This window comes from Streptococcus sanguinis SK49, assembly GCF_000212815.1.
In the GTDB taxonomy this organism is placed as follows: Bacteria; Bacillota; Bacilli; order Lactobacillales; family Streptococcaceae; genus Streptococcus; species Streptococcus sanguinis_C.
Genome location: NZ_GL890985.1, coordinates 91,452 through 111,608, shown reverse-complemented (window position 1 = coordinate 111,608; position 20,157 = coordinate 91,452). Strand labels below are relative to the sequence as shown.

15 protein-coding genes, 3 tRNA genes and 1 pseudogene are annotated in these 20,157 nt (G+C 36.3%); 11 read left to right on the top strand and 8 right to left on the bottom strand.

Annotated elements, in window-relative coordinates:
- Positions 1-82: 82 nt before the first annotated feature.
- The 4 genes from dnaN to HMPREF9380_RS10395 all read right to left on the bottom strand — a co-directional run bounded on the left by dnaN (position 83) and on the right by HMPREF9380_RS10395 (position 4,956).
- Complete coding sequence (gene dnaN / locus HMPREF9380_RS10380) at positions 83-1,219, bottom strand: DNA polymerase III subunit beta (protein WP_002908362.1); 1,137 nt, start codon at positions 1,217-1,219, stop codon at positions 83-85.
- Positions 1,220-1,377: 158 nt separating this feature from the next.
- Entirely contained in the window at positions 1,378-2,730 is a 1,353-nt protein-coding gene (dnaA, locus tag HMPREF9380_RS10385) for a chromosomal replication initiator protein DnaA (protein WP_002931701.1), read from the bottom strand.
- A 213-nt stretch (positions 2,731-2,943) separates the two neighbouring features.
- A complete protein-coding gene (locus HMPREF9380_RS10390; protein ID WP_002931699.1) occupies positions 2,944-3,705 on the bottom strand; it encodes a ParB/RepB/Spo0J family partition protein in 762 nt (253 codons plus the stop codon).
- 63 nt (positions 3,706-3,768) lie between these two features.
- Entirely contained in the window at positions 3,769-4,956 is a 1,188-nt protein-coding gene (locus HMPREF9380_RS10395) for a S1C family serine protease (protein WP_002931698.1), read from the bottom strand.
- Positions 4,957-5,159: 203 nt separating this feature from the next.
- Between HMPREF9380_RS10395 and rlmH the strand changes: the two genes are divergently transcribed.
- The 7 genes from rlmH (at position 5,160) to HMPREF9380_RS10425 (ending at position 8,372) form a co-directional block, all read left to right on the top strand.
- Positions 5,160-5,639 carry a 23S rRNA (pseudouridine(1915)-N(3))-methyltransferase RlmH gene (gene rlmH, locus HMPREF9380_RS10400; protein ID WP_002931694.1) on the top strand — a complete coding sequence of 160 codons (480 nt, stop codon included), beginning with the start codon at positions 5,160-5,162 and terminating at the stop codon, positions 5,637-5,639.
- Between the two features lie 42 nt (positions 5,640-5,681).
- A tRNA-Arg gene (locus HMPREF9380_RS10405) sits at positions 5,682-5,755 on the top strand.
- 181 nt (positions 5,756-5,936) lie between these two features.
- Positions 5,937-6,044, top strand: a complete 108-nt coding sequence (locus HMPREF9380_RS0110935) for a hypothetical protein (RefSeq protein WP_002894290.1) — start codon at positions 5,937-5,939, stop codon at positions 6,042-6,044.
- Between the two features lie 27 nt (positions 6,045-6,071).
- Positions 6,072-7,406 carry a competence system sensor histidine kinase ComD gene (gene comD, locus HMPREF9380_RS10410; protein ID WP_002931692.1) on the top strand — a complete coding sequence of 445 codons (1,335 nt, stop codon included), beginning with the start codon at positions 6,072-6,074 and terminating at the stop codon, positions 7,404-7,406.
- 5 nt (positions 7,407-7,411) lie between these two features.
- Entirely contained in the window at positions 7,412-8,176 is a 765-nt protein-coding gene (gene comE, locus HMPREF9380_RS10415) for a competence system response regulator transcription factor ComE (protein WP_002931690.1), read from the top strand.
- A gap of 45 nt (positions 8,177-8,221) precedes the next feature.
- Positions 8,222-8,293, top strand: a tRNA-Glu gene (locus tag HMPREF9380_RS10420).
- Positions 8,294-8,298: 5 nt separating this feature from the next.
- Positions 8,299-8,372: transfer RNA gene (locus HMPREF9380_RS10425), tRNA-Asn, on the top strand.
- A gap of 87 nt (positions 8,373-8,459) precedes the next feature.
- On the opposite strand, the gene HMPREF9380_RS10430 is transcribed toward HMPREF9380_RS10425, so the two are convergent.
- Positions 8,460-11,045 carry a YfhO family protein gene (locus HMPREF9380_RS10430; RefSeq protein WP_002931689.1) on the bottom strand — a complete coding sequence of 862 codons (2,586 nt, stop codon included), beginning with the start codon at positions 11,043-11,045 and terminating at the stop codon, positions 8,460-8,462.
- A gap of 75 nt (positions 11,046-11,120) precedes the next feature.
- Positions 11,121-12,743: an ATP-binding cassette domain-containing protein gene (locus HMPREF9380_RS10435; protein ID WP_002931688.1), complete on the bottom strand. Its 1,623-nt coding sequence runs from the start codon at positions 12,741-12,743 to the stop codon at positions 11,121-11,123.
- A gap of 290 nt (positions 12,744-13,033) precedes the next feature.
- On the opposite strand from HMPREF9380_RS10435, the gene trpS reads away from it, so the two are divergent.
- Complete coding sequence (trpS, locus tag HMPREF9380_RS10440) at positions 13,034-14,059, top strand: tryptophan--tRNA ligase (protein WP_002931685.1); 1,026 nt, start codon at positions 13,034-13,036, stop codon at positions 14,057-14,059.
- A 205-nt stretch (positions 14,060-14,264) separates the two neighbouring features.
- Positions 14,265-15,746 (top strand): IMP dehydrogenase, encoded by a 1,482-nt coding sequence (gene guaB / locus HMPREF9380_RS10445; protein ID WP_032907112.1) that lies wholly within the window; start codon positions 14,265-14,267, stop codon positions 15,744-15,746.
- Positions 15,747-15,926: 180 nt separating this feature from the next.
- Here the strand turns inward: guaB and recF are convergent, their stop codons facing one another.
- Together recF and yaaA are read right to left on the bottom strand one after the other, a co-directional pair.
- Positions 15,927-17,021, bottom strand: a complete 1,095-nt coding sequence (recF, locus tag HMPREF9380_RS10450) for a DNA replication/repair protein RecF (protein WP_002931681.1) — start codon at positions 17,019-17,021, stop codon at positions 15,927-15,929.
- Between the two features lie 2 nt (positions 17,022-17,023).
- Positions 17,024-17,422 (bottom strand): S4 domain-containing protein YaaA, encoded by a 399-nt coding sequence (gene yaaA, locus HMPREF9380_RS10455; protein ID WP_002931679.1) that lies wholly within the window; start codon positions 17,420-17,422, stop codon positions 17,024-17,026.
- Positions 17,423-17,609: 187 nt separating this feature from the next.
- Between yaaA and yfmF the strand changes: the two are divergent.
- Positions 17,610-18,857, top strand: a pseudogene (gene yfmF / locus HMPREF9380_RS0110930) (EF-P 5-aminopentanol modification-associated protein YfmF).
- Entirely contained in the window at positions 18,857-20,152 is a 1,296-nt protein-coding gene (yfmH, locus tag HMPREF9380_RS10460; protein ID WP_002931672.1) for an EF-P 5-aminopentanol modification-associated protein YfmH, read from the top strand. The pseudogene yfmF and the gene yfmH overlap by 1 nt, the downstream one beginning before the upstream one ends.
- Positions 20,153-20,157: the final 5 nt, after the last annotated feature.

The following is a 20,157-nucleotide window of genomic DNA, read 5'->3' as shown; positions in this document are numbered from 1 at the left end:
TAAGTATCTATCATACTTTGTCAATGAAAAGAGCTTAGGACCAAGAATTAAAAATCTTTAACTTGTCCCACTGCTTTTCATTTTAATTAGTTCTGACAGGTGTAATCAGCTGAATAAAGTTTTCTGTGTCTTCACTCGGTACCAAGGTGAAAGGACGAACGGATGAGATAAAACTAATCGTTACTTTTTCACTGTCAATGGCCTTCAAAGCATCAATCAGATAAGTTGGATTAAAGCTAATGGTCAAATCTTCGCCAGTTACACTTTCTGTATCAATTTCTTCGTTAACACGGCCGACCTCTGGTGAATTTACATGGGCACTGACAATACCGCCTGCAATCTCCAGTTTAACTGTTCCATTCTGTGTGGCATTAGACAAGAGACGAGCGCGTTCCATAGCTGCACGTAAATCAGAAGTATTAAAAGTAAGGACACTCGTAAATTCAGTTGGAATCAAACGATCTGTATCTGGATAATTTCCTTCTAAGAGGCGGGTGTAGAAGCTGATATTTTCGCTTCTGAAAAGAATTTGATTGTTAGCAAAGAAAACCTCTACCGTTTCAATTTCATCGGTAAAAACAGCCGTAAATTCACGTAAAGAGCGACTTGGAATGACTACGTCAAAATTATCTCCGTTTTTCTCTAGAGTAATTTTCTTTTGACTCATTCTGTGGGAGTCTGTCGCAACTGTTTTCAAAGAACGGTTATCTGTCAAAACAAAGTGAACACCAGTTAAAATTGGACGGCTTTCCTGAACACTGGCTGCAAAAGCTGTTTCGTTAATGACATCTTTGAGAATTTTTGTTTCAAGAACCAAGGGATTGCTGGCAGAAATTTCCTGGATTCGTGGGTACTGGTCAGCGTCTTTTCCTTTCAGGGTAATCTCTGATTTGCCGCTAGTCAAGACGATTTGTTTTTGTTCAATTTCTTTAAAATCCAAAATAATATCTGGCAAGCTGGAAACAACATTAATAAAGAAAGTCGCTTCTAATAAAATTGAGCCTGTTGAGTTGACAAGCAAGCCTGCATTTTCATTTTGAGTAGAAATAAAGTTTTCAATTGACACTTGACCATTTGAACCGATTAAGGTGATTCCTTCTTTGGTAACATCGATTTTTACAGTAGAAAGAATAGGAATTGCATTTTTATGGCTGATAGCCCTTTTAGTAGTATTTAACGCTTGTAAGAAGAGATTTTTATTAATAGAAAAATGAATCATGGGATCTCCTTTTTATTTATTTATGATTATAAGATTAATAGTAATAGTAGTTTGTGTGAATTATGTGGAAAAATAGCTTTGTCCTTATTCTAACAAGTTTTGAGACTTGTTCACAAAGTGTGGATAAGTTTTGAAAAAATTCTGTAGTTTTCCACATGCTATTTAATTTTATTCTTGATGCTTTCAATTTCTAAACGCAAATTGTCATCTGATTCAATCATAGTTTTGATTTTTCCATGTGCATGGATAACAGTCGTATGATCTTTCCCGCCAAATTCACGACCAATTTTAGGCAGACTATTGTCAGTCAGCTCACGAGTCAGATACATAGCTACCTGTCTAGCTAAAACGATATTTTGTACTCGACGGCTGCCTTTCATCTCTTTGACACTAACACCATAGAATTTCCCAACTTCAGACTGAATCTTATCAATCGGGATAACTGTTACCTGGTTTGAATCCTGCTTGCGTGCTCGAATAGCCTCTGCAGCGATATCAATAGTGATTTCCTTCAGATGACGAACTCTAGCGATGAGACTGATGTCATTCAAAGCACCTTCTAAGTCGCGGACATTGGAGTCGAACTGTCCTGCAAGATATTCCAAAGTATCATTCGGGAAAATATAATCCAAATCTTCAATTTTGTTTCGCAGAATTGCAATTCGTGTTTCAAAATCTGGCGGTGTAATATTCTGAGTTAATCCCCATTTGAAACGTGTCACCAAGCGTTCTTCCAAATTGTCCAGATGATCAGGACTCCGGTCGCTGGTTAAAACAATCTGTTTATTTTCACCATGAAGAGCATTGAAAGTGTTGAAAAATTCTTCCTGAGTTGAAACCTTTTTTCCGCCCAAAGATTGAATATCATCAATTAGCAGAAGATCCAGACTACGATAGATTTTTTTAAAGCTATCCATCTCTCCCAATCTTAAATGTTCGAGGAAGTCGTTAATAAAGGTTTCAGCTGGTATATACTTGACACGCGCATCTGGAATATTTTCTAAAATCTGATTGCCAATAGCATTTAACAAATGAGTTTTGCCCAGGCCAGGTCCTCCGTAGATAAAAAGAGGATTATAGGTTGTGGCTAGATTCTCAGATACCGCTAAGGCAGCAGCTTTAGCCCAGATATTTCCGTCTCCCTGAACAAAATTATCAAAGGTATATTTTGACTTTAAGCCAGTATCAATAGGTGGCAAGCTTGGCTGAACAGTGCTGATTTGAGGACTGGTTACTGCAGATTTCGGAGTTTCAGTGTTAGTTTCTTCTTCAAAAATATATTTTCCAGCAATCTGATCATTAAAAATCTCAAATCCTGCAGTAAGAATAACCCCTACTAAGTTTTGCTCCCAAAATAGTTGTTTCACTGGACTATCTAGGAAAATAACAGCTTGCTTTTCTTCAACTTTGACAAGCTTGGCTTCAGCAACAAAGAAATCATAAGTTGTCTGTTTTAGCTGAGCATGAGCCAATTCTAAAATACGATTCCAAAAGTCCTGTTCTTTGGTCATAACTTCCCTCCTTTTCTATAATTTTCTGATTCATACGCATCTTATTTTATCATAAAGGTTCAAAGTTTTCCACAAGAACTGGAAAAGAATTCACATTGTCAGCTAAAGTTATCCACAGAATGTGAATAAAGCTAGAATTTCTTATTTTAATAGGCTTCCTAATTGATTTAACAGTGGATAATTTTGTTATTTTAAAAAAAGAAAATAACAGTTTTATTTAAAACTGTTTATAATTCTTTGATATTCTTCTTCGCTTTCAAAAGGAATAATCAGCTTTCCTTTACTCTGGCTTTTTAACTGAATAGAAACTTCCAGACCGAGAATTTTTTTAATTTTTTCCTCTTCAGATTTAGCAAACAGTTCTTTATTAGGTTTCTTTTTGAGACTCTTTTTTTGCTGGAGAAGCTTTTCAACTGCTCGAACCGATAAATCTTCTCGACAGATCTTGTTCAGCCATAGTAACTGTTCTTCTTCTTTTAAGGGGACCAGCAGGCGAGCATGTCCTTGAGATATCTCTTCTTCCTTGATAGCTTGGCGAACTTCTTTAGCCAGCTGTAAAAGTCTGACAATATTGCTGATATAGGGTCTAGATTTTCCCATGATTTTAGCAATTTCATCATGTGTCAAGCCTTTGTCAATCAAATTTTGATAAGACTCAGCCTCTTCTATAGGATTCAAGTCTTCTCTTTGAAGATTTTCGATAATGGCCTGTTTCAGCATTTCATCATCAGATAATTCTTTGATGACAGCTGGGATCGTTTCTAGGCCAAGAAAAGAGGCAGCTCTAAATCTTCGTTCTCCTGCTAAAATTTCATAACCAAAAAGTGAAGATTTCCGAAGAATGATTGGCTGAATGAGACCATTTTCTTTGATTGATGCCGCTAATTCTTCAATCTTTTTTTGTGAGAACTCTTTACGAGGCTGATAAGGGTTGGTTCGAATATCTTTAAGTGTAACATATTGAAAGTTTTCCATTTGTATATAGAATAACACACCTTTACGATTGTGTAAAGGTGTGTTGACAATATTGTAAATAGGTTAATTTGAGCTTAATTCTTTTGTTGATTTAGTGAGTTTGATTTTGACTGTTTGAGATTTACCATCTTGATAATAAGTAATTTCTACCTCATCTCCAATATTATGTTTGTAGAGAGCAGATTGTAAGTCACTAGTGGATTCCACATCTGTGTTATCTACTTTTGTAATGACATCATTTTTTTGAAGCTTGCCATCAGCAGGCATCCCTTGCTGAACAGAGCGAACAAGAATACCTGATTTCACTGAAGCAGGAAGATTTAATTTAGAAAAATCAGAAGTTGTCAGATTAGATAAATCCATCATTTGAATTCCTAAAGCAGGACGTGTGACTGTTCCATTTTTCTCTAGTTGATTGATAATATTTACTACATCATTAGACGGAATCGCAAATCCCATCCCTTCAACAGAGGTTTGCCCATTTGTAGAAATTTTACTTGAAGTAATCCCAATAACTTGTCCTTGGATATTAATCAACGGACCGCCAGAGTTACCAGGATTAATCGCAGCATCTGTTTGCAGTGCAGTTGTTGAAATATTTTCACCATTTTCAGATTGTAACGTAACGTTTCTGCCTAAACTAGAAATAATTCCTTGTGTTACAGAGTTAGCGTATTCTGTTCCAAGAGGGCTTCCGATGGCAATTGCTGTTTCACCAACTGTCAGAGAACCAGAATCTCCAAATTCTGCGACATCAGTTACTTTTTCAGAGCTAATTTTAACGACAGAAATATCTGAGAATACATCAGAACCAACTACTTCACCTGGAACTTTTGTACCGTCGGTTAATAAGATATCCACATTAGTAGATCCGTTAAGAACGTGGGTATTTGTTACTAGATAGGCTGATTTTCCATCTTTTTTATAAATTACACCAGAACCTTCACTAGCGATTTGAGATTCATTCTCAGAGGATTCATCATTCAGAATACTAGTTGAAGAATTGGCATAAGTAATTACTGACACAACAGCGTTTTGAATTTTTTTAACAGCTTCTGAGATATCTGTAGAATTTTTATAAGAGGTTTTTATAGTTGTATTTGAGCTTGAATTAGGATGGGTAGTAGTCTTTAGAAGTTTAGAGTTAATTAATGAAGTAGCATAGTTCCCTAAACTTCCTCCGATAAAACCTACAATTAATACTACAAAAAGTAGTAAAATCTTTTTAGAGACAGTTGAAGTATTTTTCATATTTTCCTCCTCGAATAACAATTGATGAAATTATAGTTAGCTAAACTTAATTATAACTTAAATCCTCTAAGTTTTCCACACCTTGTGGAAAACTTATAAAAACTGTTGATAGCCATTAGAAAATACACAGATTAGCCGATTCCCAGATAAATTTTACTTGTTAATAAAGTGTGAAGTATAGATGAATATGATAGAATAAACTTATGAAAATAAAACTTGTAACAGTTGGAAAACTGAAAGAAAAATATTTAAAGGATGGAATTGCCGAATACATGAAGCGTCTCAATCGATTCTGCAAGGTGGAAATGATTGAGCTAGCGGATGAAAAAACACCTGATAAAGCTAGTGATTTAGAAAATCAGCAGATTCTTGAAAAAGAAGGAAATAAAATTCTGGCTAAAATCAATGAGCGTGAATTTGTTATTGCTTTGGCAATTGAAGGAAAGCAATTTCCGTCAGAAAAGTTTAGTCAGCTCATTATAGATACTACAGTGCGTGGCTTTTCTGATATCACTTTTGTTATCGGAGGAAGTTTAGGTTTATCTCCTGCAGTAAAAAAACGGGCAAATCTTCTAATGAGTTTTGGCAAATTAACGCTACCTCATCAACTGATGCGCCTTGTTTTAATAGAGCAGATCTATCGAGCTTTTATGATTCAGCAGGGGAGTCCTTATCATAAGTAATCTTGACGGCAACCCTATTTTCTGATAGAATGAGATGGTATTGGTCTCATAGCTCAGCTGGATAGAGCATTCGCCTTCTAAGCGAACGGTCGCAGGTTCGAATCCTGCTGAGATCAGAAAGGTAAAAAAATGCGAAGTATTTTACAATATTTCGTGTTTTTTTCTTCTATTTTTTTGGTATAATGTCATTTTGGGGATAAAAAATGACATTTCAGGGAAAATTGCCACTAACTCTTTCTATTTTTCTATAATGATAAATGTAAGGTGACTTACAAGATAAAAAGATAGGAGATAGTTATGAAAATCTATTCTTTTCAAATTGCTGCAAATAGCAATTCACTTGTTCAAACCTTTTGGGATTTAAGAGGTGTTCCAAATCCATGGGGTTGGATTTTTGGAAGATAAGAATTTTAAAGTTTAGGGGAGAAATTTATGTCACTTGAAATAACTGGATTAATTATTCATCCTTTTATTAATGTAGCTGCATTTTTAGTGATTTTATCAAAAATCATTAAAATTAAGCATACTCACTTTTTTGTAGCTGTTTGCTTTGGTCTTGAGATTATAGTTCCGTTTATAATTGCTTTTTTAGGACACATATTTTCATTTTCTAGCACAATTCCATCATATGCGCTGTCATTTTTTCTCCCTCTATTTATAGTTTGGTATTTTTGTAGAGTTGAAAAGATTAAAAGATACCAATCTTTCTTACTTTCCTTCTTTTTATGTCTGTCAATTGATAGCTCTACTACTTTCTTTTCAGTTATTATTTCATCTGTTTTAGGAGATGATTTTGTAGTTCAGTACATGGGCTTGTTTCTGACATGTATCAACTTAATATCCTTGTTCTTTATGGTAAAGGTTATTGATATTTTTGATTTCAGAATAGATTATCTTAAAAGAAGTTTCTTTAAATCTCAGATTCTGATGATTAGCAGTTTGTATGCAGTGAATTGGCTGATTTTAAATCTCTCTCACTGGATTAGTAATATAAAGCATTTCAACAGTTTTAGCAGCATGATTGCTACTATTTGCTTCTTGGCCTTTCTTTCTACCTTAGTGACATTCAAGGACAGCCGTGAGAAATACGAGAAAGAAGAGCGTTTACGTCAAAAAGAATCTGAACAGCTTCGACTTCAGGAATATACTGATGAAATTGTGAGATTGTACTATGAAATCAAAGGTTTTCGTCATGATTATGCTAGCATGCTGACAAGTATGCAAGTGGCTATTCAAACTGGAGATATCAAGGAAATTGAGCACATTTATCAAGAGGTCTTGGCTGATGCAAATTTGAACCTGCGTTCAGATAAATATACAGTTTTTGATTTGAATAATGTAGGAGATTCAGCTTTAAGGAGTGTCATGACTGAGACAATCTTTCAAGCGCGTGAACATCAGATTCAGCTGACTTTTGAAGTTAAGGATAAAGTGGAACGCCTTCCAATCAAATTGTTAGATCTGGTCAGAATTGCTAGTATTTTATTAAATAATGCTATTGAGAGTGCCATTGACAGCCTGGAAAAAATTGTCCATGTTTCTCTGGTTCAACTGGATGATAGAACCATTTTTGTTGTTCAAAATTCTCGTAAAGAAGGAAAATTGGATTTGGAAGAACTCTATCAGCCTGAGTTTTCAACTAAAGGAGAAAATAGAGGCTTCGGATTGAATAACATCAAGGAAATTTTAGATAGGTATGAATTTATCACTCTTGATACACAAATTGAGCCAAGCAATTTTACACAGATTTTAACAATTAGGAGATAGAATTTATGAAAGTGTTAGTTTTAGAGGATACCGTATCTCATCAAGTCAGGATGGAAACGACATTAGCAGAAATTGCTGAGGAACTTGGAATTGACATCCAGGTTCAGGTTACAGGAAAAATCAAAGAATTCAAAAAATATATTGAAAATGGAGACGTTAACCAGCTTTATTTTTTGGATATCGACATTAAGGGGGAGGAAACAAAAGGGCTGGAAGTAGCTCAATTTATACGTTATCATAATCCTTATGCCATTATAGTTTTTGTAACCTCAAAATCTGAATTTGCTACTATGACTTTTAAATATAAAGTATCAGCACTTGATTTTATCGATAAAGATATCAACAATGATGCTTTTAAAAATAGAATCAAAGACAGTATTCTTTACACTAAGAGTACACTAATTGAAAATACCAATATGGTAGATTATTTTGAATATAGTTATCGTGGCAATGATGTTCGAATGCCTTATAACGATATTTTGTATATCGAAACGACAGGGAGCTCTCATAAACTTCGGATTGTCGGTAAAAATTTTCTTAAGGAGTTTTATGGAACGATAACAGATATTCAAGAAAAAGATCAGCAATCTAAACGATTTTTTTCACCACATAAATCTTATCTGGTTAATATTGGCAACATTGTTGATTATGACAAGAAAAATCGAGAAATTATTTTTTACGAAAATCATCGCTGTCCGGTCACTCGTTTAAGAGTGAAATATCTGAAAGATATTTTCGAAAATAAAGGGAAAAGAGTTGACAAAGCTTAAAAACCTGATATAATGGAATATGTTCTGAAAGAGAACATACCATATGGTCCGTTGGTCAAGGGGTTAAGACACCGCCTTTTCACGGCGGTAACACGGGTTCGAATCCCGTACGGACTATATTATCCGGCATAGCTCAGTTGGTAGTAGCGCATGACTGTTAATCATGATGTCGTAGGTTCGAGTCCTACTGCCGGAGCTAGAGACACTCCTAGTGAGTGTTTTTTTATTGTTCAAGAAAAGGCCTTCACTAGCATTTTAATGAAGAGCCTTATTTTTTATATATTTACATTCTATGTCGTTTCCTACGTAGAAAATTATAGCAAACAAATAAGATTATGCCAGATATGAAGGCAATGCCACCTTCTTTTAGTCCATTAGGAATGAAAGTGAGGACAACTTTTCCTTCTCCTTTTTTTACATCTAATTTCATAAAGCCGTTTTGAGCTCGTTTTAGTGCGATAGGCTTCCCGTTAAGAGTGGCTGACCATCCCTTATCATAAGGAATGGTAAAGAATAATGAAGTATCCTTTTCCGCTCTATAATTTGTTTTTACTGTGTTTAAATCAGTAGTTGTGGAAACGGGCTGCTCTTTTAATTTTTGAATGACATTTTGATATTGCTCAGTATTAACGGCAAAAAATTCTGGCGTATCAAATGAAACTGTCGAATTGTCTGGGAATGTAAAGCGAATAGACACTGTCTGACTTTGACTGAAATAGCCAGCATTAAAGAAAGGAAAGACATTATTAGTTGTATAACGTTCTGTAAAGTTATTGACAGTAATGTCAACATCTGTCTGATCATCATTACTAAAATCAATCCCAGCAACATTAACATATAGTTGACTGTTAGCAGGTACATTGACAGTATAGACTACACTAGCAAAGCTTGTATTATGCTCTCTGTCAACATCCACAGTCACTCTGTTACCAATTTGCTTGACATTTTCATTAGTAGTTATAGCATCTACTTTATCATAATATTTAAAATCAAAGCCAGTTAATTGATTCAAAAATTCTGTCTGATTATCTAAAGTCAAATTTGTAAACTTGACATCATGGTAAACATCATTGGTCAGAAAAGCTAAACCAAGAGCAGCATCATTTTGGTAGAGAGACATTTCTTTTTCAGTTTTCTCAGGAAGAAAACCAAATTTTTGAGGATCTGTTTCAGATAGATTGTAGCGAACACCAAAAATACTGTCCATCAAAATACTATTGTTTTGATAACGGAGATTCAGATTTGTTCCTGCTGATTTAAAACCAAGTTTATCTAAAGTAGAACTTGCCTGAGTATTTCGAACAGATGAGAACTGGGAAATTCCATTGTAGTTGAATTTCATACTGTCATTGCCCGTTTGTGGATTCAATCTTTCTGTTCTAAAAAAGTCAATATTGTCCTTTTTGGAATAATTGACAAGCTTGTCAATCTCGTCAAGATGACTAGCGTAAGATGAACGAGTGGCAAATACCCATTCTTTAGCAATTCCTCCAACTTGATAATAGGAATTAAGCGACAATTCAAAAGTAACAAAGAAGAGCAAGACAGGGAGAATGATTTTTGGTTGAATAGAAGATTTTGCTAAGACAAAGCTAATCAAGAGATAAGCCAGCAGAAATTCTAATGTTAGAATATAATTCTCAGGACCCAAAAAGTCATAATGTTTTCTCTGAATAAAAGTCATAATGAATCCGAGACTGAGCAAAGTGAAACTAATGGCAACATTCATCAATTTCACATCTTTCCAACGATTTAAAGTCTCAGCAGCCATATAGATAACTACCAGAGAAAATAGCCAAGAATAACGGTGAAGAAACATGTTCGGAGCATGCATTCCCTGCCAAAGTAAGTCTAAATATTGAAGATAAAAACTAGCTATGAAAATTGCAATGAGTAAAAAGTAGCAAAGTTTCACGTGAAACTTAACAGATTTTAAGGTGAAAAATAAGATAGCAAGAATCAATGGGAAGGTGCCGACATAAATCATAGGGATAGAACCATACTTGGTTGTATCAAAACTGCCAATAAAATTTTTAGCAAACACATCTAAAAACCAACTTTTTTCTGTCAACAAGGAAGAAACTTTTGTTAAGGTTTCACCATGAGTACTTATATCTAGGTAAGTTGGCAGAATCATGACTAGGCTAGTCAGACCTGCTAAAGCAGATACGATTGTAAAGTCAAGTAAACTTTTAATTCTATTTTTGAAATCCCAAGATAATTGAAGAAGGTACCAAAAGACCAAAAAGATTGCCATCATATATCCAAAATAATAATTTTGGATGAAGAGAATTGACAGTGTTGTAAAGTATAGTACTCTGCCTTTTCCAGTTATCAACCTATGTAAACCTAGAACAATTAAAGGTGCAAGGATAAACACATCCAGCCAGGTTTTAATTTCCAATTGACTGACTGAAAAACTCATTAAAGAAAATGAAGTTGAAAGAGTGATGATGAGTAAAGCTGGAATCTTTTTGAATATTCCTTTGATGCTGATAAAGGCAGAGAGTCCAATTAATCCAAACTTGATTAAGGTAAATAGATAGACGGCATCTGGCATTGATTTCAAATCAAAGAAATAAACCAAAGGAGATAGGAAGCTACCTAAATAATAACTGGATAAAGCATAGAAATTCTGTCCAAGTCCACTGGAGAAAGTATAGAAAATACTATCTGTGCCATGAAGGATATTTCTTAGGTTGGTGTCAAAAATGACATACTGATGAAAGCCGTCGCCAAGCAAGGGAGACGGCTCACTATTCCAGTAAATTCCATACATCAAGTAGATAAAGAACATGACGAAAAATGGAAGAAGGAAGGCACAAAAATAAGGCCAATTTTTTTTAAAATATTCTTTAATGTGATTCATATTTCTTATATAGAAAGAGGCAGAAACGTTGTTTCATGCCTCTGTAAAGCTTTGTAAACGTAAATTGACAAGAGATTAATCTTTCCAAAGTTCTTTGACTTTTGCCTGAACTTCTTGATTTTCCAAGAATTCATCATAGGTTTCGTCAATGCGGTCAATGACACCATTTTTAGACAGGACAATGATATGGTTGGCCAAGGTTTGAATAAATTCATGGTCGTGACTGGCAAAAATAATGGATCCTTTGAAATTTTTTAAGCCATCATTTAAGCTGGAGATTGATTCCAAATCTAAGTGATTGGTTGGATCGTCCATGACTAAAACGTTGGATTTAAGCAACATTAACTTAGATAGCATAACCCGAACTTTTTCTCCTCCTGACAAGACATTGACAGACTTGTTAACCTCATCTCCAGAGAAAAGCATGCGTCCAAGGAAACCTCGGAGGAAGGTGTTATCATCCTCTTCTTTGCTAGCAAATTGACGCAGCCAGTCAAGGATTGATTCACCACTAGCGAAGTCACGAGAATTATCTTTTGGTAGGTAAGATTGACTGGTTGTGACCCCCCACTTGACAGTTCCTTCATATTCAATATCACCCATCAAAGCACGAATCAAAGCTGTTGTTTGGATGTCGTTTTGGCCAATCAAAGCTGTTTTATCGCCTGGACGTAAAATGAAGTTGATATTATCAAGAATAGTTTCTCCGTCTATCTTGACAGAAAGGTTTTCCACTGTCAAGAGATCATTACCGATCTCACGTTCTGCTTTGAAGCTGATAAATGGGTATTTACGGCTAGATGGAACAATTTCTTCTAACTCAATCTTGTCAAGCATCTTTTTACGAGAAGTTGCTTGTTTTGATTTTGAAGCATTGGCAGAAAAGCGAGCAACAAACTCTTGAAGTTGCTTGATTTTTTCTTCTGCTTTGGCATTTCGGTCAGCGAGCAGCTTAGCCGCTAGTTCACTTGATTCTTTCCAGAAATCATAGTTTCCGACATAGAGCTTGATTTTTCCAAAGTCAAGGTCGGCCATATGAGTGCAGACTTTATTCAAAAAGTGACGATCGTGGGATACAACAATAACTGTATTGTCAAAATCAATAAGAAAGTCTTCCAACCAAGTAATAGACTGAATATCCAAACCGTTAGTTGGCTCGTCCAGAAGTAAGACATCAGGTTTACCAAAAAGGGCTTTAGCTAAGAGTACTTTAACCTTGTCTCCGTTAGAGAGCTCACTCATATTTTGGTAGTGAAGATCTTCTGGGATATTGAGATTTTGCAATAATTGAGAGGCTTCACTTTCAGCTTCCCAGCCACCTAGTTCAGCAAACTCTCCCTCAAGCTCGGCCGCACGTACACCATCTTCATCAGAAAAATCAGGTTTCATATAAATAGCATCTTTTTCTTTCATGATGTTGTAGAGATGCTCATTTCCCATGATTACAACATCAATAGCCCGTTCTTCTTCATAGTCAAAGTGGTTCTGGCGAAGGACTGAAAGACGTTCATTTGGTCCTAGAGAAATGTGGCCTGTTGTTGGCTCTATATCGCCAGCTAAAATTTTTAAAAAGGTTGATTTTCCAGCGCCGTTAGCTCCAATCAATCCATAAGTATTTCCTTCTGTAAATTTGATGTTGACCTCATCAAACAATTTTCGGTCACTGAAACGCAGTGATACGTCTGATACTGTAAGCAATGTCTTTCTCCTATATATATAATCTTCTTCATTTTACTAGAAAACAGAACTTTTTTCAAATAATTCTGAGATAAAAAGAAAAAATCAAAGTAGAAAGAAAAAAGGAGAATAGTATGAACTAAGACTTTTAGGTTTTACAGCCAGAATAGTTTGTCAATTAAGTTTACAAATGTTGTAAATAGGTGTCAATCAAGTTGTAAAAACTGGAATTTTCGCTTTTTTCTAGAAACTTCTTTCTCATTTTCATTGAAAATGATATAATGAACTCATTATAAATTGAGGAGTAATAAATGACTAAACCAATTATTTTAACAGGAGATCGTCCGACAGGAAAATTGCATATTGGTCATTATGTAGGAAGTTTACGGAACCGCGTGCTTTTGCAGGATCAGGGTAAATATGAGATGTTCGTATTTTTGGCTGATCAGCAAGCTTTGACAGATCATGCAAAGGATCCTCAGAAAATTGTTGAGTCTATTGGTAATGTAGCTTTAGATTATCTAGCAGCTGGATTGGATCCTAAAAAAGTAACTATTTTTATTCAAAGTCAGATTCCTGAGTTGGCAGAGTTGTCAATGTATTATATGAATTTGGTGTCATTGGCTCGTCTTGAACGCAATCCTACTGTCAAGACAGAAATTGCGCAAAAAGGATTTGGGGAAAGTTTACCGACTGGATTTTTAGTTTATCCAATTTCTCAAGCAGCGGATATTACTGCTTTTAAAGCTAATTTTGTACCAGTAGGACATGATCAAAAGCCTATGATTGAGCAGACTCGGGAGATTGTTCGATCCTTTAACCACGCTTATCAGACAGATGTTTTGGTAGAACCGGAAGGGATTTATCCTGAAAATGAAGCAGCTGGACGTTTGCCTGGTTTGGATGGCAATGCTAAGATGTCTAAGTCTCTCAATAACGGTATTTATCTGGCAGATGATATGGATATTCTGCAAAAGAAAGTTATGAGCATGTATACAGATCCTAATCATATCAGAGTGGAAGATCCTGGAAAAGTTGAGGGAAATATGGTCTTTCACTATCTGGATGTTTTTGGCCGCCCAGAAGATGCTGCTGATATTGCTTCAATGAAAGAGCATTATCAAAGAGGTGGTCTGGGAGATGTCAAAACCAAACGCTATCTGTTAGAAATTTTAGAGCGAGAGTTGGGTCCGATTCGTGAGCGTCGTGTGGAGTTTGCTAAAGATATGGGACAGGTCTATCAGATGCTGCAAGAAGGATGTGATAAGGCTCGTCAAACTGCCTCTCAGACTCTTTCAGAAGTGAAGTCTGCGATGGGGATTAATTATTTTAAATAACGAACATTATTGATTATAAATCACAAAAACTATCGTTTTTAGTTTTAAAAATGATGGTTTTTATTTTTTGTATAATAATGATTGACAATTTCCTACAGAATGGTATGATATTAACAACAAAAAAACCAGCTCTTATTCAAAGAAAACTGAACTTCAATTTTCTTTGGGTATTAGTTCAAATAAGAAGGAAAAGAGGAAACTGTGGATGTCTAACTGGGACACTAAATTTTTGAAAAAAGGTTTTACCTTTGATGATGTGCTTCTGATTCCAGCTGAAAGCCATGTACTGCCCAATGATGCTGATTTGAGTACCAAGCTTGCTGAGAATTTGACCTTGAATATCCCAATCATTACTGCCGCTATGGACACTGTTACAGAGAGTCAGATGGCTATCGCTATTGCCCGTGCTGGCGGTCTTGGAGTTATCCACAAAAATATGTCTATTGAGCAACAGGCCGATGAAGTTCGAAAGGTTAAACGTTCTGAGAATGGCGTTATTATTGATCCTTTTTTCCTAACGCCAGATCATACGATTGCTGAAGCAGATGAACTGATGGGACGTTATCGTATCAGTGGTGTTCCTGTTGTAGAAACTCTTGAAAATCGTAAGTTAGTAGGGATTCTAACTAATCGTGATTTGCGTTTTATTTCTGACTATGATCAACCTATTTCTCGTCATATGACCAGTGAGAATCTTGTAACGGCGCCTGTTGGTACAGATTTAGGAACAGCAGAGCGCATTTTACAGGAGCACCGGATTGAAAAGTTGCCTTTGGTTGATGATAAGGGCTGCCTTTCAGGTTTGATTACCATTAAAGATATTGAAAAGGTTATTGAGTTTCCAAATGCTGCTAAAGATGAGTTTGGCCGTCTCTTGGTAGCTGGTGCTGTCGGTGTTACTTCAGATACTTTCGAACGTGCGGAAGCTCTCTTTGAAGCGGGTGCAGATGCGATTGTTATTGATACTGCTCATGGCCACTCAGCTGGAGTTTTACGCAAGATTGCTGAGATTCGTGCTCATTTCCCTGAACGCACCTTGATTGCTGGAAATATTGCAACTGCTGAAGGTGCACGCGCTCTTTATGAAGCAGGCGTGGATGTTGTTAAGGTCGGAATTGGCCCAGGTTCTATCTGTACAACTCGTGTCATTGCTGGTGTTGGCGTTCCCCAAGTAACTGCTATTTATGATGCAGCTGCTGTGGCGCGTGAATATGGAAAAACCATCATTGCTGATGGTGGAATTAAGTATTCTGGAGATATTGTCAAGGCTTTGGCTGCAGGCGGAAATGCTGTTATGTTAGGTTCAATGTTTGCAGGAACAGACGAAGCGCCAGGCGAGACGGAAATCTTCCAAGGTCGGAAATTTAAGACTTACCGTGGTATGGGATCTATCGCCGCTATGAAGAAGGGCTCTAGTGACCGTTACTTCCAAGGGTCTGTTAATGAAGCTAATAAGTTAGTTCCAGAAGGAATTGAAGGCCGTGTGGCGTATAAGGGAGCTGCTGCAGATATTGTCTTCCAGATGCTGGGTGGTATCCGCTCTGGAATGGGCTATGTTGGTGCTACAAATCTGCAAGAACTTCACGATAATGCTCAGTTTATTGAGATGAGTGGCGCTGGATTAAAGGAAAGCCACCCTCATGATGTACAAATCACAAATGAAGCCCCTAACTATTCAGTTCAATAAAAAATAAAACGAGGTCGGGAATTTTTCCTAACCTCGTTTTAAATTTACGATTTAAATTGACATATGTTTACAATTTAAAAGACTATAAAAGCTGTTCTAATAACAATTCGATATAATTCGTTTACACTATAAGCAATATTTTGTAAATGAAATTTACAAAAACGTAAATTTTGTGTAATGCTAGGGTTGAGATACAATTTGTCCTTGCTGGATGGTGAAAATTTTTATATCTTGTGGAAGATTTTTTAAATGTTCTAAAGTTGTTGTAGTAATGAAAGTTTGAATATCCTGAGAGATAGTTTCTAATAATTTTAGTTGACGGTTATTGTCAAGTTCGCTCATTACATCGTCAAGCAACAAAATAGGTGTTTCCTTTGTAATGCTTTCTATTAACTTGATTTCGGCTAGTTTCAGTGATAAAACAAGACTGCGATGCTGACCTTGGCTACCAAAGTTGGCATCCATCTGGTTGATAAAAAAAGCAATATCGTCACGATGAGGACCAACACCTGTATTTTTTTTGAATAGATCACGTTTACGGCTGCTTATTAAGGAAGAGCGGTAAGTTTCTTCTAAATTGTCAATTTTTTGTAAAGGAATAGATGACAGATACTTGACAGTCAACTTTTCCAGATTCTGAGAAATGTCCCAGTGCTTGTCCTGAGCAAAGCTTTCTAATTTTTGCAAAAAATCTAACCGATGCCTGATTACACGACAGCCATAGTCAACCAGCTGATCATCAAGAACAGTCAAGAAGGTTTCATCAACTTTGTCATTAGCTTTCAGATAGGCATTGCGTTGTTTAATGACATGATTATAATTGGATAAATCTGATAGATAGACAGGCTTAATTTGTCCAAGCTCAATGTCTATAAATTTACGTCGTAGACTGGGAGAACCTTTAATCAGCTGTAAATCCTCAGGAGCAAAAAGAACAACATTCATAGTTCCAATATAGTCTGATAATTTACTTTGTTTCAAGTGATTGACTTTTGTGATACGACCTTTTGGTGTCAAGTTAATGTCAAGGGGAACTTTACCAGTCTTTTTTTCTAAGATGCCAGAGACAAGGAGATCATTATCTGTAAAATGAATTAAATCCTTATCTGAGCGTGTACGATGGCTTCTTGTCAAGGCTAGGAAATAAACAGCTTCTAAAATATTGGTTTTACCTTGTGCGTTCTGGCCTAGAAAGACATTTAAGCCAGGATGGAAGTCAATATCAGCTTCCTGATAATTTCGGAAATGCTTGATTTTTAATGATTGCAGCCACATGATTAGATACCAGGGAAGCGAACAGGGCTTTTAGTAGTTTTCTGCTTTTTAGGTACCCCTGTATTCTTACGCTTTTCTTTTTTAGAAGTCTGAGATTTTTTTAAATCCCTATTCATGGCTTTGACAAGTTCAGCAACTCGTTTTTTTTCTGCGATTTCTTTCTGGTGTTGCAGAATTTCTTCTTGACTAGGAGCTGTCAGATTAATTTCGATTCCTTGCTCGGGAAGGGAGACGATGTCATTGACACGGAGTTTTTTTCCCCGGCGGTTTTCTGGCTCACCGTTAAAAAGGACTGGATATTCACTTAGAAATGTTTTAATTGCTCCGCCGCTTTGGATAATTCCTGTTTCTTTTAAAAGGGCTTGTAGCGTGATGTAGTCATCAAATAATTTATATTCCATATTTCACCTCAGCCCTGTCATTATACCATATTTGTTAGTAAAAAGTGCTGAGGTGCTTTGGATAAAATCGGAAATTTTCTCCTGTTATCAGAAAACGTTTTAATCAGCAAAAAGCTTGGTGGAACAAACAAATCAGAGGCATTTCATGATATAATAGTAGTCTATATTATTCAGTATGAGGGGCGTCATGGAAATCACTAAAGGAGTTCGTCTCCATTTTATTCAATCAGAAAAATTTAAAACAAACAAAATTAGGGTTCGTTTTTCAGCGCCTATGTCCAAAGAAACAGTAGCTGGTCGGGTTTTAACAGCTAGCATGCTAGAGACTGTCAATGCTGTTTATCCTACTTCGCAGGCTTTCAGAGAACGTTTGGCCAATTTGTATGGTGCTGATTATTCTACGAGTCTTTCAAGGAGAGGATTGGTGCATTATTTAGATATCAATCTTTCTTTTGTGCGGGATAAATTTTTGAGTCGTAAGAATGTCCTGACAGATGCCATGCTTGATTTTTTGAAAGCCAGCTTGTTTTCTCCATTGGTAAGTCAAGACGCTTTTGATGAATCTGCTTTTGAAATTGAGAAGAAAAATATTTTGAATGATTTGGAAGCTGAAATTGAGAATCATTTTTATCATGCTCATCGAGAATTAGACAAACTCTTTTATGAAGAAGAGGAAATGCAGATGCCTCGTGTTGGGACAATTGAATTAATCCAGTAAGAGACAGCTGCAAGCAGTTTTGTTGCTTTTCAGGAGATGCTTCAGGAAAATCAGATTGACTTTTTCTTTATTGGGGACTTTAATGAAGTGGCTGTTCGGGAGAAAATTCAATCTTTCAATTTTGCACCTCGCCAACAAGAACTTCAGTTAGTTTATCAGCAAGAATATTCCAATGTTTTACGAGAAGGACTGGAGCAGAAAGATGTCCATCAGTCAATTATTGAGTTGGCCTATCACTTCCCTATTCAGTACGGAGAGAGTGAGCACCTGCCTTTGGTCGTTTTAAATGCTTTGCTAGGTGGCTTTGCCCATTCGAAATTATTTGTCAATCTTCGTGAAAAGGAAGGGCTGGCTTATACAATTTCTAGCAATTTTGATATTTTTTCAGGAATGATGCGGATTTACGCTGGTATTGACCGCAGTAATCGGACCAGAACAGTTGCTTTAATCAACCGACAGATTGTTGATTTGAAGCGTGGGAATTTTAGTCAGGAAGAACTGAATCAAACCAAGAAAATGCTGAGAAATTCGGTATTGTTAGCTCAGGATCGACAGAATACAATCTTAGAGAGAGCTTATATGGCTTCTGTTTTAGGGAAAAAATTCTTATCTCTTGAAGCTTGGCTGGAAGCTTTGGAACAGGTTCGTAAGGATGATATTATCAAAGCAGCTGGTCTCTTAAAATTACAAGCTATTTACTTTATGGAAGGAAAATAATGCAGGGAGAAGTGCTAGAAAAAATCAATTATTCAGCAGTGGGAGAAACTGTCTATCAGACAGTCTTGGCAAACGGTTTACGTGTTTTTCTTCTGCCTAAAAATGATTTTAATGAAACTTATGGGATTATCTCAACTAATTTTGGTTCAGTGGATACAGGGATTGTTTCACGTGAAACCAAGCAGGTCACTCATTATCCGGCTGGAATAGCTCATTTTTTGGAACATAAACTTTTTGAAGGCCCGCAGGGAAAGGATCTGCTGCTGGAATTTACTAAGCTAGGAGCTGAGAGCAATGCCTTTACGAGCTTTACTCGGACTAGTTATCTGTTTTCTGCAACGGATAACATTTCAGAAAACCTACAGCTTTTGCAAGAACTTGTGCATCGGGCTGATTTCACAAAAGAATCCATTTTGCGGGAACAGGATATTATCGGCCAAGAAATTGAAATGTACCAGGATAATCCAGATTATCGTCTCTTTTTTGGAGCCTTGGCCAATCTCTATCCTCAAACACCTCTGGCAGAAGACATTGCAGGAACGAAAGAGTCTATCTCTGAGATTACCGTCGAAAATTTGAAGGAAAATTTCAGTAACTTTTATCATCCTTCTAATATGACTTTGTTTGTAATTGGTAATTTTGATTTGGAACAGATAGCTACTGAGATTGCTGAACAGCAGGAAAAACTAGTTTTTGCAGGGAACTCTGAACCCATTGAAAAAATTCCTGTTAGCCTTCACCCAGTGGTATCAACGGACACCTACCGAATGGAGGTAGCTAGTCCAAAACTGGCAGTTGGGATTCGAGGCACAGATTTTGTTGATGAATCGGAGTTGTGTCGCTATAAAATCACTTTGAAACTCTTATTTGCCATGATGTTTGGCTGGACTTCCAAGCGTTTCCAGTCCCTCTATGAAAGTGGGGAAATGGACAATTCTTTAACGTTAGAAGTGGAAGTAGAAAAAGATTTTCACTTTGTCATGCTGACGATGGATACTCAGGAACCGGTGGGACTTTCTCATCAATTTCGCTCAGCCATCAAGAATTTTGACAAGGATCCGGATGTGACAGAAGAGCATTTGGATACGATTAAAAGTGAGATGTTTGGTGATTTTCTGCACGGTTTAAACTCGCTTGAGTATATTGCAACCCAATATGAACCGCATTTGACGGGTGAGAATCTGTTTGATTTGCCGAAAATTTTACAGGACATCAGCCTGAATGATGTGATAAAACTAGGTCATCGATTTATCGATCAGTGTGATATGACAGATTTTACTATTTTTCCAAAATAATTCCA